Source organism: Exiguobacterium sp. SH0S2, assembly GCF_004337185.1.
GTDB lineage: Bacteria > Bacillota > Bacilli > Exiguobacteriales > Exiguobacteriaceae > Exiguobacterium > Exiguobacterium aurantiacum_A.
In genome coordinates this window covers 829145-842776 of sequence record NZ_SJVB01000001.1, presented here as the reverse complement: position 1 = coordinate 842776, position 13632 = coordinate 829145, and the positions used below count along the sequence as shown (strand labels likewise).

Annotated in this window: 17 protein-coding genes; 14 read left to right on the top strand and 3 right to left on the bottom strand. The window is 52.2% G+C overall.

The window, feature by feature from the left end; genetic code table 11:
- Positions 1 to 107: 107 nt before the first annotated feature.
- From EVJ21_RS04305 to nfsA, 12 genes are all read left to right on the top strand, one after another.
- Positions 108 to 734, top strand: coding sequence for a YqeG family HAD IIIA-type phosphatase (locus tag EVJ21_RS04305; protein WP_070327818.1), 627 nt, complete (start codon positions 108 to 110; stop codon positions 732 to 734).
- 133 nt (positions 735 to 867) lie between these two features.
- A complete protein-coding gene (yqeH, locus tag EVJ21_RS04300) occupies positions 868 to 1980 on the top strand; it encodes a ribosome biogenesis GTPase YqeH (protein WP_016508207.1) in 1113 nt (370 codons plus the stop codon).
- The gene (aroE, locus tag EVJ21_RS04295) at positions 1977 to 2762 is read left to right on the top strand and encodes a shikimate dehydrogenase (protein WP_071399265.1); all 786 of its coding nucleotides are present in this window, start codon (positions 1977 to 1979) and stop codon (positions 2760 to 2762) included. Before yqeH ends, aroE begins: the two co-directional genes overlap by 4 nt.
- A gap of 5 nt (positions 2763 to 2767) precedes the next feature.
- Positions 2768 to 3064 carry a ribosome assembly RNA-binding protein YhbY gene (yhbY, locus tag EVJ21_RS04290; protein WP_016508126.1) on the top strand — a complete coding sequence of 99 codons (297 nt, stop codon included), beginning with the start codon at positions 2768 to 2770 and terminating at the stop codon, positions 3062 to 3064.
- Positions 3061 to 3630, top strand: a complete 570-nt coding sequence (locus tag EVJ21_RS04285) for a nicotinate-nucleotide adenylyltransferase (protein ID WP_070327816.1) — start codon at positions 3061 to 3063, stop codon at positions 3628 to 3630. The genes yhbY and EVJ21_RS04285 overlap by 4 nt, the downstream gene beginning before the upstream one ends.
- Positions 3620 to 4177 carry a bis(5'-nucleosyl)-tetraphosphatase (symmetrical) YqeK gene (gene yqeK, locus EVJ21_RS04280; protein WP_070327815.1) on the top strand — a complete coding sequence of 186 codons (558 nt, stop codon included), beginning with the start codon at positions 3620 to 3622 and terminating at the stop codon, positions 4175 to 4177. The genes EVJ21_RS04285 and yqeK overlap by 11 nt, the downstream gene beginning before the upstream one ends.
- A gap of 10 nt (positions 4178 to 4187) precedes the next feature.
- Positions 4188 to 4535, top strand: a complete 348-nt coding sequence (gene rsfS / locus EVJ21_RS04275; RefSeq protein ID WP_070327814.1) for a ribosome silencing factor — start codon at positions 4188 to 4190, stop codon at positions 4533 to 4535.
- Positions 4535 to 5260, top strand: coding sequence for a class I SAM-dependent DNA methyltransferase (locus EVJ21_RS04270; protein WP_131489947.1), 726 nt, complete (start codon positions 4535 to 4537; stop codon positions 5258 to 5260). The genes rsfS and EVJ21_RS04270 overlap by 1 nt, the downstream gene beginning before the upstream one ends.
- Positions 5261 to 5384: 124 nt before the next feature.
- Positions 5385 to 5972 carry a DUF2238 domain-containing protein gene (locus EVJ21_RS04265; protein WP_131465606.1) on the top strand — a complete coding sequence of 196 codons (588 nt, stop codon included), beginning with the start codon at positions 5385 to 5387 and terminating at the stop codon, positions 5970 to 5972.
- A 113-nt stretch (positions 5973 to 6085) separates the two neighbouring features.
- Complete coding sequence (locus tag EVJ21_RS04260) at positions 6086 to 7555, top strand: catalase (RefSeq protein ID WP_131489946.1); 1470 nt, start codon at positions 6086 to 6088, stop codon at positions 7553 to 7555.
- A 70-nt stretch (positions 7556 to 7625) separates the two neighbouring features.
- Positions 7626 to 8312 (top strand): hypothetical protein, encoded by a 687-nt coding sequence (locus EVJ21_RS04255; RefSeq protein WP_131489945.1) that lies wholly within the window; start codon positions 7626 to 7628, stop codon positions 8310 to 8312.
- 62 nt (positions 8313 to 8374) lie between these two features.
- Positions 8375 to 9124 carry an oxygen-insensitive NADPH nitroreductase gene (nfsA, locus tag EVJ21_RS04250; RefSeq protein ID WP_131489944.1) on the top strand — a complete coding sequence of 250 codons (750 nt, stop codon included), beginning with the start codon at positions 8375 to 8377 and terminating at the stop codon, positions 9122 to 9124.
- Between the two features lie 80 nt (positions 9125 to 9204).
- On the opposite strand, the gene EVJ21_RS04245 is transcribed toward nfsA, so the two are convergent.
- The 3 genes from EVJ21_RS04245 to EVJ21_RS04235 form a co-directional block, all read right to left on the bottom strand.
- Positions 9205 to 10329, bottom strand: a complete 1125-nt coding sequence (locus EVJ21_RS04245; RefSeq protein ID WP_131489943.1) for a TlpA family protein disulfide reductase — start codon at positions 10327 to 10329, stop codon at positions 9205 to 9207.
- 63 nt (positions 10330 to 10392) lie between these two features.
- Complete coding sequence (locus EVJ21_RS04240; protein ID WP_070327806.1) at positions 10393 to 11793, bottom strand: MBL fold metallo-hydrolase; 1401 nt, start codon at positions 11791 to 11793, stop codon at positions 10393 to 10395.
- A 67-nt stretch (positions 11794 to 11860) separates the two neighbouring features.
- Positions 11861 to 12157: a rhodanese-like domain-containing protein gene (locus EVJ21_RS04235; protein ID WP_070327805.1), complete on the bottom strand. Its 297-nt coding sequence runs from the start codon at positions 12155 to 12157 to the stop codon at positions 11861 to 11863.
- A 114-nt stretch (positions 12158 to 12271) separates the two neighbouring features.
- Here EVJ21_RS04235 and EVJ21_RS04230 point away from each other — a divergent pair, with 114 nt between their 5' ends.
- Positions 12272 to 12643, top strand: coding sequence for a rhodanese-like domain-containing protein (locus EVJ21_RS04230; RefSeq protein WP_236633423.1), 372 nt, complete (start codon positions 12272 to 12274; stop codon positions 12641 to 12643).
- Positions 12644 to 12684: 41 nt separating this feature from the next.
- The gene (locus tag EVJ21_RS04225; RefSeq protein WP_016508199.1) at positions 12685 to 13464 is read left to right on the top strand and encodes a sulfite exporter TauE/SafE family protein; all 780 of its coding nucleotides are present in this window, start codon (positions 12685 to 12687) and stop codon (positions 13462 to 13464) included.
- Positions 13465 to 13632: the final 168 nt, after the last annotated feature.

The following is a 13632-nucleotide window of genomic DNA, read 5'->3' as shown; positions in this document are numbered from 1 at the left end:
GGTCAAACGAGACACTAGTCGTTTGGCCGGTTTTCGTATAACATAGAAGGGATATCAATACTTGTATAAGCTGTTGAATCGCTTTAGCTAATTGGAGGAATACAAACGTGTTTAATCGACTTTATCCGAAACAGTTCGTCGCGTCAGTATTTGACATCGACCTTGAAGACTTGAAAGACCGTGGTGTCCGCGTCATTTTGACGGACCTTGATAATACACTCGTGGCCTGGGACGTCCCGCACGCACCTGAGCTTCTTTTGCTATGGCTCGAGAAAGTGAAATCACATGGACTCGATGTCATCGTCGTCTCGAATAATAACGAGAACCGCGTGCGCACGTTTACGGAACCGCTCGGTCTTCATTATGTGGCGCGTGCGAAAAAACCGTTGCCGTCTGGGTTCAAGCAAGCACTTGCCAAGTACGGCTATTCAACCAAAGAAGCGATTTTCTTAGGCGATCAAATCTTCACCGACGTGCTCGGCGCCAATATGGCAGGCATTCACGTCGTTCACGTGCAGCCTGTCGTCAAGACGGACGGTCTCGTCACGAAGTTCAATCGCATGCTGGAGAAAGTCGTATTCGCGCATATGAAGCGTCGCGGGAAGTACGTGTTGATCACGAAAAAAGTGGAGGAAATCGCAGTCGATGCGAAGCGGGCCAAAGTGGCCGTCGCTGAAAAGATCGGCGAGGCGATGCACTCACGTTCAGAAGATTCACATAAAAAAGATAAATAAGGGCCTCGAACGCATAGGAAGAAGGAGGCTGTCTTGTACGGCGCGTAAGACGTCGGAATTAACGCTTCAGGAGTAGCGGCGAGGCGCTACGAAGAATGAAGAAGAGGAAACTTAAAGGACAGCACATACGAATATGGAAGAAACGAAACGTTATTGCGCCGGTTGCGGCGTTCTCATTCAAACAGAAGACCCGACAGCAGTCGGTTATGCACCAAAATCGGCACTGGATCGCGAGATCGTCATTTGCCAACGCTGCTTCAAATTGAAGCATTACAACCAGATCCAAGACGTCGAATTGACGGACGATGACTTCTTGCGCATCTTGAACGGGATCAGCGCCAAAGAAGCGCTCGTCATCAAAATCGTCGATATTTTTGATTTCAACGGAAGCTGGCTCCCGGGACTTCAACGTTCGGTCGGATCGAACGATGTCTTGTTAGTCGGGAACAAAGTCGATCTACTGCCGAAGTCGGTCAACCCGAACCGTATGGCGAACTGGATGAAGACCGAGGCGAAAGAACTTGGCTTGACGCCGGTCGATGTCCATTTGATCAGCGCTAAAAAAGGTCACGGCATCGACGAACTAGCAGAGAAGATCGAGTACTATCGCAAAGGGAAAGACGTCTACGTCGTCGGTTGTACGAATGTCGGGAAATCGACACTCATCAACCAAATCATCAAGCGCTTCGGTGCTGAAGATGAAGCGATTATCACCGTCAGTCATTTCCCGGGAACGACGCTCGACTTGATCGACGTCCCGCTCGACGATGATGCGAACCTGTACGATACGCCAGGGATCATCAACCGCCATCAAATGGCGCATTACGTCGACGCGCGCGATTTGAAGACGATCACACCTAAAAAAGAGATCAAGCCGCACGTGTTCCAATTGAACCCGCAGCAAACACTCTTCTTTGGTGGTCTGGCTCGTCTCGATTATCTGGAAGGCAATAAACGTTCATTCGTCGTCTACATGTCGAACGAGTTGAAGACACACCGGACGAAGCTCGACAAAGCAGATGAGCTTTATGAAAACCATATCGGCAAAATGCTTAACCCGCCGAACGAGAAGACGTTGCAATTGTTGCCGCCGCTCGTGCGTCATGAATTTAGTCTCCGTGACGGCGTCAAGACGGATATCGTCTTTAGCGGACTCGGTTGGGTCGCCATCCACGGAAAAGGTGGACGGATTGCCGCTTGGGCACCAAAAGGAGTCGTCGTCACATTACGCGAGGCGCTCGTATGAGACTGGCCGTCATCGGTCACCCAATCGCTCATTCGCTCTCTCCCTCCCTGCACGAGCAGTGGCTGAGAGCGTCTGGGCTTTTCGGGCGGTATGACGCGCTCGACGTCACAGCGGACGAGCTCGCCCCGTTGTTTCAGGCGATGCGGGACGGGGACTATGACGGGTTCAACGTCACGATCCCGTACAAGGAAGCGGTCATCCCGTTGTTAGACGACTTGGAGGATTCAGCCAAGTCGGCCGGTGCCGTCAACACCGTCTATAAGCGGGACGGCCGTTTGATCGGCGCGAACACGGACGGCGTCGGTCTTGTGACCGCACTCGACCCGTACACCGACTGGTCTGGTCGTGTGCTCGTCATCGGGGCGGGTGGAGCGGCCCGCGGGATCATCAGCGCGTTGCCGACCCGAAACGTCACGGTCACGAACCGGACGATCGACCGGGCCGAGCGTCTCGCGAAGACGTTCGGCATCGAGTCACAACCGCTCGGTGATGTCGACGTCGCCCGCTACGACGTCATCATCCAAACGACATCGGTCGGCATGGATGGAGTACAATCCCCGCTTCCGTTAAATGGATTACGACAAAACACCGTCATTTGTGATATCATATATCGTCCACTCGTCACACCGTTTTTAAGCGATGCCACAATCCGAGGCGGTAAAACCGTGAACGGGACTGCCATGTTCGTCGGGCAGGGAGCGTTGGCGTTCGAACGCTGGACAGGTGTGAAACCGGATCAAATTGTCGGAATGAAGTTAATTGAAAGCTTATTGGAGGAATAAAAATAATGTTATCAGGTAAACAGAAGCGATTTTTACGCGCCGAGGCACACAACCTCTCGGCCATCTACCAAGTCGGAAAAAACGGCGTCAGTGAAGCGATGTGCAAAGACATCGGCGATGCGCTCGAAAAGCGTGAACTGTTAAAAGTCCAAGTTCTTCAAAACTGTCTCGACACGCCGAAAGACGTGGCTGGAGAGTTGGCTGAAGGAACGAAGGCAGAAGTCGTTCAAGTCATTGGAAAAGTCATCGTCTTGTACAAACAGGCGAAAGAGAAAGAGAATCGCCAAATCAAGCTTCCATGAGTCGCATCGGGCTGATGGGGGGCACGTTCGACCCACCGCATCTCGGTCATCTGTTGATCGCCGAGCAGGCGAGAGAACAACTCGAGCTCGACGAGGTCTGGTTCTTACCGGCAGCAATCCCGCCCCATAAGGCCGGGTTCAGCCGGGCGGACGACCGGATCGAGATGACGCGACGGGCCATCTCCGGTCACCCGGATTTCAAGCTCAACTTGATCGAGTTCGAACGAGCTGAACCGTCATACACGGTCGAGACGATGAAACGGTTGCGGGAACAGTATCCGGCTGACACGTTCTTCTTCTTGATCGGGGCCGATTCACTCGACGCGCTCGAGAAGTGGCACGATTATGAGACGCTGACTACGCTCGTCACGTTCGGTGCGGTCGCCCGGCCCGGAAGTCGTTACCGGATCCCGAGCCGAGCTGACGTCCGTACGATCGACATGCCGCAGCTTGAGATCTCGTCGACCGACATTCGGGAACGTGCGAAACGGAACAAGTCGATCACGTATCTCGTCCCATGTGAAGTCGAAACTTATATCAAGGAGCACGATTTGTATGACGTATGAACAGGCACAGGCATTGATTGAACGAACGTTGCCTGAGAAACGGTACATCCATACGCTCGGTGTCGTCGAGACGGCAGAACGTCTCGCCCGAACGTACGGAGAAGACGTAGACCAGGCCCGGCTCGCGGCAATGTTGCACGATTATGCGAAGTACCATGACCGTGACGAGATGCGTCAAATCGTCTTAGACGAGCATCTCGACCCGTTGTTGCTCGAGTTTGATGACGAACTGCTTCATGCGCCGGTCGGAGCGGTCTTGTTAGACCGCGCCTACGACCTCGACGCTGAAGTCATATCGGCCATCAAAAACCACACGACCGGCGAACCCGGCATGTCGCGCCTCGATCAAATTTTATTTGTCGCGGATGCGATTGAACCGAATCGTCGGTATCCCGGTGTCGACGTGTTGCGCGATTTGGCAGACGTTTCACTTGAAGCGGCCGTCGTCGCGACACTGCGCCATACGATTAACTATTTATTGAAGAAGTCGGTGCGGATTTTCCCGCAGACGATTACGACATATAACTATTATTTGAACACACCTTAGGAGGGTCTATATGACTGTAAAAGAAGAACTTGAATTGATTGTAAAAGCTGTTGACGATAAACGTGGGGAAGACATCGTCGTCCTCGACATGGAAGGTATCTCACCGATCGCCGATTATTTCGTCATTTGCCACGGTAACTCTGAGAAGCAAGTCGAAGCGATCGCACGTGAAATCAAAGACGTGGCGGGCGAGAATGATTTGCCGCTTAAAAAATTCGAAGGCATGGACTCGGCACGTTGGGTGCTCGCTGACCTCGAAAACGTCGTCGTCCACATCTTCCACCGTGACGACCGTGACTACTACAACCTTGAAAAATTATGGGCTGACGCGCCGCACGTCGACGTGGAAGTCGGCTAATGACGTACGAAGGGTTCGCCTACGTATACGATGAGTTGATGAAAGATGCCCCGTACGCGGATTGGGTCGCGTTCGTGCGGCGCCACGTCGCGGACGGTGCATCGCTTGCCGACGTCGGATGCGGGACGGGCTCAGCGACGATCCGGCTGGCCGAGCATTACGACACGATCGGTCTCGACTTATCTGAGTCAATGCTCGAAGTCGCCCAAGAGAAAGCGCTTGAAGCGGGCGTCACGCTGCCGCTCTGGCAACAAGACATGCGTGAGCTCGAACTGCCGGCTCCGGTCGATGCCGTGACGATCCTTTGTGACTCGCTTTGCTACCTTGCAGACGAGGCCGACGTCGTCGACACGTTCGAGGCGGTATATGAGCAACTGAAGCCGGGCGGGACGTTCATCTTTGACGTCCATTCACCGAACAAGATGGAGACGCTCTTCAACCAGAAGACGTACGCGTCGAACGGGGAAGACTGTTCTTACATCTGGTTCGCTGACCCGGGCGAGAAGCCGCTCTCGGTCATCCACGATTTGACGTTTTTCGTCGCGCTCGAGGATGGCACGTACGAACGCGTCGAAGAGACGCACGAGCAGCGGACGTATGAGCCAGGGCAGTATATGCAATGGCTCATCGGTGCCGGCTTCCACGTGAAATCGGTCACGGCCGACTTCACGGATCAAGCTCCGGGCCGAAACGCCGAACGAATTTTCTTCGTCGCCCAGAAATAAACGAGACCCCACCGCGAGAAGCGATGGGGTCTTTGTCATATGGAAAAATGTATGTATTTGTTCGATGAGACGCGGAAATGGGAATAAGTCCGTAGAGACATTTTACAGAAAGAAGGCACGTATCATGAAGCTGACACGAGGACGACTGTTAGAATTCGGATTCGTCTTGTTCATGGGAATTATTCTCATCACGTCCATCATTCAAGGAGCGTGGTTTAACGCGAGTGTCGCCGGGGCGGGGATCGTCTCGGGACTGATTCCGTTCATGTTGGAGAAGGCGTTTAAAACCGAGTTCGATGCCAAGATGAAAATCGCCTATATTATTTTCCTGTTCGCCTCGCAATATTTGGGTTCGATCGTCGGATTATACAGCAATGGATGGTGGGACACGTTTTTGCACGTGTTGAGCGGGATATTTTTGGCGTTTCTTGGTTTTGACTTCTTTAGTCGTCTCGATGAAGACACACGGCTCGAGATGCCGAAGCGCTTTCTCTTCGTTTACATCGTCGTCTTCTCGATGGCGGGCGCGGCGTTATGGGAGATGTATGAGTTCACGTCAGACATTGTGTTGCAGACGACGATGCAAGGGAACGGGAACGATGACACGATGGTTGATATAATTGCCGGATCGCTCGGTGGGATCATCGCTGCCTTATTGGTGACAGAAATCCATCGGAAAGAGCAGATTAAAAAGAAGAATGGAACCACCTAAAAATAATAGCGCTTACAAAACGTTCGAGACGTCTCGAGCGTTTTATTTGTAATAATTATTATCTTTTAATATTATTAATTTAGTAATAATGATTATTAAGAGGAGGCAACAATATGGATCAACATCGTCATCTAACTACTAACCAAGGCGTTCCAATCGGGGACAACGCCAACTCCATCACAGCCGGCCGCCGCGGCCCAACGCTTCTCGAAGATTATCAGCTAATTGAGAAACTCGCCCACTTTGACCGTGAGCGCGTGCCGGAGCGGGTCGTTCATGCCCGTGGTGCCGGAGCACACGGTGTCTTCAAAGTTAAAAATAGCATGAAACGATATACGAAAGCCAAATTCTTGCAAGAAGTTGGCCAAGAAACACCAATTTTTGCCCGCTTCTCGACGGTCATCCACGGTCTCGGTTCACCGGAGACGCTTCGTGACCCGCGTGGATTCTCAGTCAAGTTCTACACCGAAGAAGGGAACTATGACTTCGTCGGAAACAACTTGCCGGTCTTCTTCATCCGTGATGCGATCAAGTTCCCAGACGTGATTCACTCGCTCAAACCGGACCCACGGACGAACCTTCAAGACCCGGACCGTTTCTTCGACTTCATGTCGCTCACACCGGAATCGACGAGCATGCTCGTGCACTTGTTCAGTGATGAAGGCATCCCGGCGTCGTACCGTCATATGCGCGGTTCATCGGTCCATTCGTTCAAATGGGTAAACGAATTTGGGAACACGGTGTACATAAAGCTCCGTTGGGTTCCGAAGCAAGGCATTAAAAACTTGTCGATGGACGAAGCAGCCAAAGTACAAGCGGAAGACTTCAACCATGCGACGCGCGACTTGTTCAACGCGATCGAAGAAGGCGACTTCCCGGAATGGGACCTTTACGTCCAAATCCTCGACCCGGCCGACATGGACAACTTCGACTTCGACCCGCTCGATGCGACGAAAGACTGGTTCGAAGACGTCATCCCGTATCAACTCGTCGGCACGATGACGCTCAACAAGAACGTCGACAACTTCTTCGCCGAGACGGAATCGGTCGGGTTCAACCCGGGCGTGCTCGTCCCTGGGATTCAACCGTCTGAAGACAAGATGCTGCAAGGCCGTCTGTTCTCATACTCAGACACGCAACGTTACCGCATCGGGGCGAACTATCTCCAACTCCCGATCAACTGCCCGTTCGCGCAAGTAGCGAACAACCAACGTGACGGCGCGATGCCGTTCAAACAACAGACGAGCCCGGTCAACTACGAGCCGAACCGTTATGAGGACACACCGAAACCGGATGCGGCTTATATCGAAACCGAGCAACCGATCACAGGAGTAACGGGTCGTCAGAAAATCGAGAAGACGAACGACTTCGGGCAAGCGGGCGAAGTGTACCGCCGCTACTCGCAAGACGAGAAAGATGGTCTCGTGCGTAACTTGGTCGCCCACATTAAAGAAGTCCGTCATGAGAAGACGGTCCTTCTCTTGATCTGCAACTTCTATCGTGCTGATCGTGACCTCGGGGAACGCCTGTCGAAAGAATTGAACGTCGATATCACGCCGTTCTTGAGTCAAGTAACGGAGTAAACGTTAGGAAGCAGAGTCGGCAAAACGCCGCTCTGCTTTTTTGCGTATACTAGGGAGTGGGGGTGATGAAATGAATGTGCGAAGTGCCGGGTATTTGCTAATCGAACGAACAAATCGAGCAGCGTATATGGACGAACGACTGATTCCGAAGTTGGTGCAATCTGCAAGTGTATGCATTTGTGAGCAACATCCAACGCTTGATGTGCTTTGGGGGACGTCAAAACATAGTAAAGATACGTATCGAGAACAATTGCGACTTACCGAAAAAGAGTACCTCATACTCATGGAATGGGTAGATTTGCATCAGGAGAGTGGGGAACTCGGATACCCTCAAACGTTTCAGACGATTGAACTCACAAAGAAATTTAGGGACCGCTTCTTCTCTCACATCGAACTCGACATCATTGAGCTCGGCCTGCCTGAGTCTTATGTTTCTGACTTTTTAGCAGAGGGGGAAGAAGGAGACAGCCCCGAGCGATACGGTGTTGAACGTTTCATTTTGCGACACGAACGCAATGAGCCGCTCGGACGATTTCTCGGTTACGAAGTGCTCGGGTATGAGAAAGGCACGTTTCATTCCTATCTATGTAATAGGTTAGAGCAAGATTTCGCCGAACGATTCCCGTTTCAGTTGAACGAGCGCGGCTTCATCCCGACGCTTGAAGAAGCGGAACGCTATTGTACATACAGTAATCAAGAAGACGTTGGGACTGAGCCTGTCTTGTGGTTGCCATGGGCCATCTTTAAAGTGGAGTGAGGTCTCTATCATTGTCGGAAACCTTCGCTCTGTGCCAAGATAAGAAAAAAGGGGGAAGCTGCATGAATCAAATCATCGAAACATTACTGAACCATCGCTCCGTCCGCTCGTTCACGGACGAGACGCTGACCGACGAGCAGATCCGTCTCATCGTCGAGAGTGCCCAACGCGCTTCGACGTCGAGCTTCATCCAGGCGTATTCGATCATCGGCGTGACCGACCCGGAGAAGAAGGCACGCCTCGCCGAGATCGCCGGCAATCAGCAGTACGTCGTCGACAACGGCCACTTCTTCGTCTTTTGTGCTGACCTTTACCGGCACGAACTGATCGGGCAACTGCAAGAAGCCGCCGTCAATCCGACGCTCGAGACCGATGAGAAGTTGCTCGTCGCCGTCATCGACGCCGCGCTCGCGTCACAGAATGCTGTCGTCGCCGCCGAATCGATGGGGTTAGGCATTTGTTACATAGGCGGGATCCGCAACGATATGTCGGCGGTCAAAGAGTTGCTCGGTTTGCCGGAGCGGGTGTTGCCGCTGTTCGGGCTCGCGGTCGGTGTCCCGGCGCACGTCGAGGATCAAAAACCGCGGCTCCCACTCGAGCATATCTATCATGAGAACACGTACGACGCTGATCCGATTCAACTGAAGCAAGAGCTCACAGCTTACGACCAGACGATTCACGACTACTATGTGGCACGTGGATCGAACCAACGAAGCGATACATGGACGGGCCAGATGGGACGGATGTTGTCGAAGCCGACCCGGCTCGATGTGAAAGACTTCTTGAAGACGCAAGGCTATTTGAAGCAATGAAAAAACCGCCGGCTTGAACTACCCCATTAAAAGTTGGATTTTCATGTCCAACTTTTTTGGTTCAGTTCAACTGGCGGTTTTTAGTTGGTTTTGGTATCGAGCCACGCTTTATCGATTGCACCGAACTGCTTGGCGACGATGACACCATTTTCATCGAGCACATACGTCGTCGGCATCGCTTGGATCCGGTAGGCGTTCCCGACGGCACCGTCCTCATCGTAGACGACTTGGAACGCGTCTTCATAAGGCGCGACGAACGACCGCGCCTCGTCGACGTCACGTTCGCTCGTCGTCGTGTTGACGGCGACAATCGTCACGTCATCTTGCTCGCGGGCAAACTTGGCCATGTCTGGCATCTCGGCCCGGCACGGCGGGCACCAAGACGCCCAAAAGTTGACGACGACACGCTCTCCGCGTAAGTCTTCTAAGTTAAGCGTCGTCCCGTCCGTTCGTTTCAATTCAAAATTAGGCGGAACTTGACCGATGTTCAGTCCTGCCGCTTGAGACGAGTCGGCAACGAGCGTTGGTGTCTCATCCGGTAAGCTCGCGTTGATGATCGCGAGCGCGACGAGGACACCGAGACCGGATTGGACGATGCGGCGTGACGGTTTGGCGACGTACCCGGCGAGTCCGACTAAAGCTGCGAACGGGATGAGCCACAGCAAATTCACCGTTGTCGTCGCATACGTGCTCACGAGCCAGATAGCAAACGCACCGACCGTCGTCCATAGCAAGGCACCGACCGATGGCGAGCGCATCCAGCGCCACGTCACAACGATTAAGCCTGCGATGAGCAGGGCAGTGTACAGATGGAGCGGTTGAGCGGTCGCGATAAACGGGAGCGTTCCGTACTTCGGCACGACGATCGTCACACCGAACCATAAAAGTAGGGCTGAAAATAGCCAATAGCCCCGAAGCCCGGGAGCAAGCCGGAAGACAAAAAATCCGATCGTTGCAATGGCGACGAGGATCGACCAGATACCGCCCGTCGCGTACAGCGATAGCGCCAAACTACCGGTCGAGGCGAGGCCGATGATGATGGCGCTCAGTTTCCAGGCGAGAAACCCGGCGAACCACGTCCCGAGGACGGCGTCGCGGTCTTTTTCCGTTAATCCGATTTTTTTGAAGCCGATGTAGAGACCGAGCAGACTGACCATGAAGACGAGCAGGTCGAGTCGCACGTTCAGTGGACCGATTGCAATCACGATATCCCTCCTAGAGAAAAAGCGCCCAAACGAGTGGGCGCTTTCTTTGTTTTTAGTATAGCATTAGCCGATTTGTTCTGCGTTGAGGACGGTCTTCATCGCAGCATAGCCACCGAGGATGTTTTGAATATCCTTGTAGCCGAGCGATTGAAGGACGCTCGCGGCCATACGTGAACGGACGCCTGACGCACAGTGGACGGCGATCGTCTTGTCTGTCGGTAGACCGTCGTGGTCACGCATGAGTTTACCGAGCAAGATGCGCTCTGCTTTCTCATAGTGACTCGCGTTCCATTCTGTCGCGTTGCGGACGTCAAGGACGAACACGTCGTTCTTCTCAGCTGATTCGATCGCTTGTTCAGCCGTCACGTCCGTGTACGTTTCTGTCAATAGTTCTTGACCGAGCTCTTCGACAGGGACGATGAAGCGGAGACGGTCTAGACCGATTGATTGAAGGTCTGTCTGCACTTCTTCGACGTCTTCCGCGCTCGCGATGAGCGTGATGTCTTTGTCGAAGTTAACGAGCCAGCCGGCCCATGAGACGAATTTTGTGTTGTAAGGGATGTTGATCGTCCCAGGGACGTGACCTTGCGCGAAGTCTTCGCCTCTACGTGTGTCGACGACTTGCGTCGCTTCGACGAGTGTGTCGAGACGGTCCGTGCCGACGACTTCTGGACGAGCGATCTCGTTCGTCACTTGGATGCCTTCTTTGTTCACTTTTTTCATCATCGCGAAGTAGTTCGGCGGTTCTGGTTGGTCTGTCGTCAACTCTTTGATGAATGCGTCTTTGTCCGTCATTTGGAGCGCCCAGTTCGTCGCTTTCTCATAACCGACCGTTGACGTTGGGATCGCGCCAAGCGCTTTCCCACAAGCGCTGCCGGCACCATGGCCAGGCCAGACTTGAACGAAGTCAGGGAGAGCCTTGAACTTGTTAAGCGAGTGGAACATTTGCTCGGCACCGATGGCCGTCGTTCCTTTCACGCCGGCCGCTTCTTCGAGCAGGTCAGGGCGTCCGATATCGCCGACGAAGACGAAGTCGCCTGTGAAAATACCCATCGGTTGCGTTTGGTTGCGGTCATAGAGCAAGAACGAGATGTGTTCCGGTGTGTGGCCTGGTGTGTGCATGACTTCGAGCGTGACGTTACCGACTTTGAACGTGTCGCCGTCTTTGACGAGTTTCGAGTCGATGTCTTTCGCGAACGCATATTTCCATGACGCGTCACCTTCATCTGACAAGTAGGCTGTCGAGCCAGTGCGTTTCGCAAGTTCGAGCGAACCTGAGACGAAGTCGGCGTGGATGTGTGTCTCAGCCGTCGCGACGATCGTCATGCCTTCTTTTTCAGCTTCTTGCAAGTACGGTGTGATGTTGCGAGCCGGGTCGATGACGACCGCTTCGCCGGTCATTTGGCAACCGACCATGTAAGATGCCTGTGCTAATTTTTGATCATAGAAATAACGTAATAACATATGATATACCCCCTAGAATAGTTGACTGTAAACGTTAGTTGTTGTGCTGCTTTATATTTAGAAGTGATTAAACCGTTTCGCCTGTCCAGCTCATCATGCCGCCGTCGACGTTGATGACGTCAAAGCCGAGTGAGTCGAGGTAAGCTGACGCGTTCATGCTGCGTCCGCCTGCCGCACAGATGACATGAATCGGTTTCGTGCGGTCGAGCTCATCGACTTTCGCACTGAAGTCAGACAACGGTACGTTTTTCGCTTGTTTGATGTGTCCGCCTGCAAATTCATCCGTTTCACGAACGTCGATCAAGTTGAGCGTTTCATCCGTGCTTAGCAATGTTTCTAATTCAGTCGTCGTAATCGTCTTCATGTGGTATTAATCCCCTTTTCTAATCAAGTTATGTTTAAAGTGAGTAACTTTCGTTGTTTTTAATATACCCCCTAAGGTATACTCAATGCAAGGAAAAGAATTGGAGGTCAAAAATTGCGTAAATTAACGATCATCTTATCGATTTTAGTGATTGTGACTGTCGGAATCGTAGTTTTCACTTCGAAAGAGGATGGAATCACCCAAATCGACGTCGAAACACTACAAAACAGATTGGAAAACGAAGAAATAACCTTGTTGGACGTCCGTGAACTAGAAGAATACGAGGGGGGGCATATCGAAGGAGCGGTGAACGCACCACTTTCTTCATTAAATGAAACCGAATTACCTTATGCGAAAGATGAACCGATCTATATCATTTGCCGCAGTGGCAATCGAAGCGCCCAGGCGGCCGAGTTGTTGCAGGATCGAGGTTATACGGAAATTTATGACGTCTCAGGCGGTATGATCGCTTGGGAACAGAAATAAAACTTACTTATCTAATAGGGTAGGAAACTGGAGGAGCTAGTATGGAGTTAGAGTTTATCATCACAATCTTTTTGATCGGCTTTATCGGATCATTCATCTCAGGGATGGTCGGGATCGGCGGGTCAATCATCAAATATCCGATGTTGTTGTACATTCCGCCGCTTCTTGGCTTCGCGGCGTTCAGCGCCCACGAAGTATCTGGGATCAGCGCGATTCAAGTGTTCTTCGCGACGATCGGTGGGATTTATGCGTATCGTAAAGGCGGCTATTTGAATAAACAACTCATCCTGTATATGGGTGTCGCCGTCTTGATTGGAAGTTTCATCGGGGGCTACGGCTCGACGCTGTTGTCGGAGAACTTGATCAACGTCGTCTATGCGGTCCTCGCGACGATTGCGACGATCATGATGTTCTTGCCGAAAGCGAACGTCGAAGACTTGCCGCTCGACCAAGTCACGTTCAATAAACTGATCGCGGCCAGTTCGGCGTTTATCGTCGGGATCGCAGCCGGGATCGTCGGAGCGGCCGGAGCGTTCATCTTGATGCCAATCATGCTCGTCGTGCTCCGTATCCCGACGAAGATGGCGATCGCGAGTTCGCTTGCGATCACGTTCATCTCATCGATCGGGTCGACAGCAGGTAAGATCATCACCGACCAAATCGTCTGGGAGCCGGCCTTCGTCATGATTATCGCGAGTTTGATTGCGGCACCGATCGGGGCGAACATCGGGAAAAACATGAAGACAAAGTCGCTCCAGATGATTTTGGCGTTGCTCATTTTAGCGAGTACGGTCAAGATCTGGATGGACATCATCGGCTAAATGAATCGTGTTTCAAAGGCTATCGAGTTCACTCGATAGCCTTTTTTAGATGAAGATTGCAATAAAAATGTTAAGTTTGTGTAGCATTGTAAACGTCAAAAAGTTGAATTAAGTTCAAAAGAACGTTAAAATACTCTTTATACGTCTGTACGTTTGTTAGTCGACGCA

Bases quoted from the DNA above. Each gene is read 5' to 3' on its own strand.
- EVJ21_RS04255 (WP_131489945.1), top strand. From the start codon at position 7,626: ATGAATGTGCGAAGTGCCGGGTATTTGCTAATCGAACGAACAAATCGA.
- rsfS (WP_070327814.1), top strand. From the start codon at position 4,188: ATGACTGTAAAAGAAGAACTTGAATTGATTGTAAAAGCTGTTGACGAT.
- EVJ21_RS04265 (WP_131465606.1), top strand. From the start codon at position 5,385: ATGAAGCTGACACGAGGACGACTGTTAGAATTCGGATTCGTCTTGTTC.
- aroE (WP_071399265.1), top strand. From the start codon at position 1,977: ATGAGACTGGCCGTCATCGGTCACCCAATCGCTCATTCGCTCTCTCCC.
- EVJ21_RS04270 (WP_131489947.1), top strand. From the start codon at position 4,535: ATGACGTACGAAGGGTTCGCCTACGTATACGATGAGTTGATGAAAGAT.
- EVJ21_RS04225 (WP_016508199.1), top strand. From the start codon at position 12,685: ATGGAGTTAGAGTTTATCATCACAATCTTTTTGATCGGCTTTATCGGA.
- yhbY (WP_016508126.1), top strand. From the start codon at position 2,768: ATGTTATCAGGTAAACAGAAGCGATTTTTACGCGCCGAGGCACACAAC.
- yqeK (WP_070327815.1), top strand. From the start codon at position 3,620: ATGACGTATGAACAGGCACAGGCATTGATTGAACGAACGTTGCCTGAG.
- yqeH (WP_016508207.1), top strand. From the start codon at position 868: ATGGAAGAAACGAAACGTTATTGCGCCGGTTGCGGCGTTCTCATTCAA.
- nfsA (WP_131489944.1), top strand. From the start codon at position 8,375: ATGAATCAAATCATCGAAACATTACTGAACCATCGCTCCGTCCGCTCG.
- EVJ21_RS04285 (WP_070327816.1), top strand. From the start codon at position 3,061: ATGAGTCGCATCGGGCTGATGGGGGGCACGTTCGACCCACCGCATCTC.
- EVJ21_RS04235 (WP_070327805.1), bottom strand. From the start codon at position 12,157: ATGAAGACGATTACGACGACTGAATTAGAAACATTGCTAAGCACGGAT.
- EVJ21_RS04260 (WP_131489946.1), top strand. From the start codon at position 6,086: ATGGATCAACATCGTCATCTAACTACTAACCAAGGCGTTCCAATCGGG.
- EVJ21_RS04240 (WP_070327806.1), bottom strand. From the start codon at position 11,793: ATGTTATTACGTTATTTCTATGATCAAAAATTAGCACAGGCATCTTAC.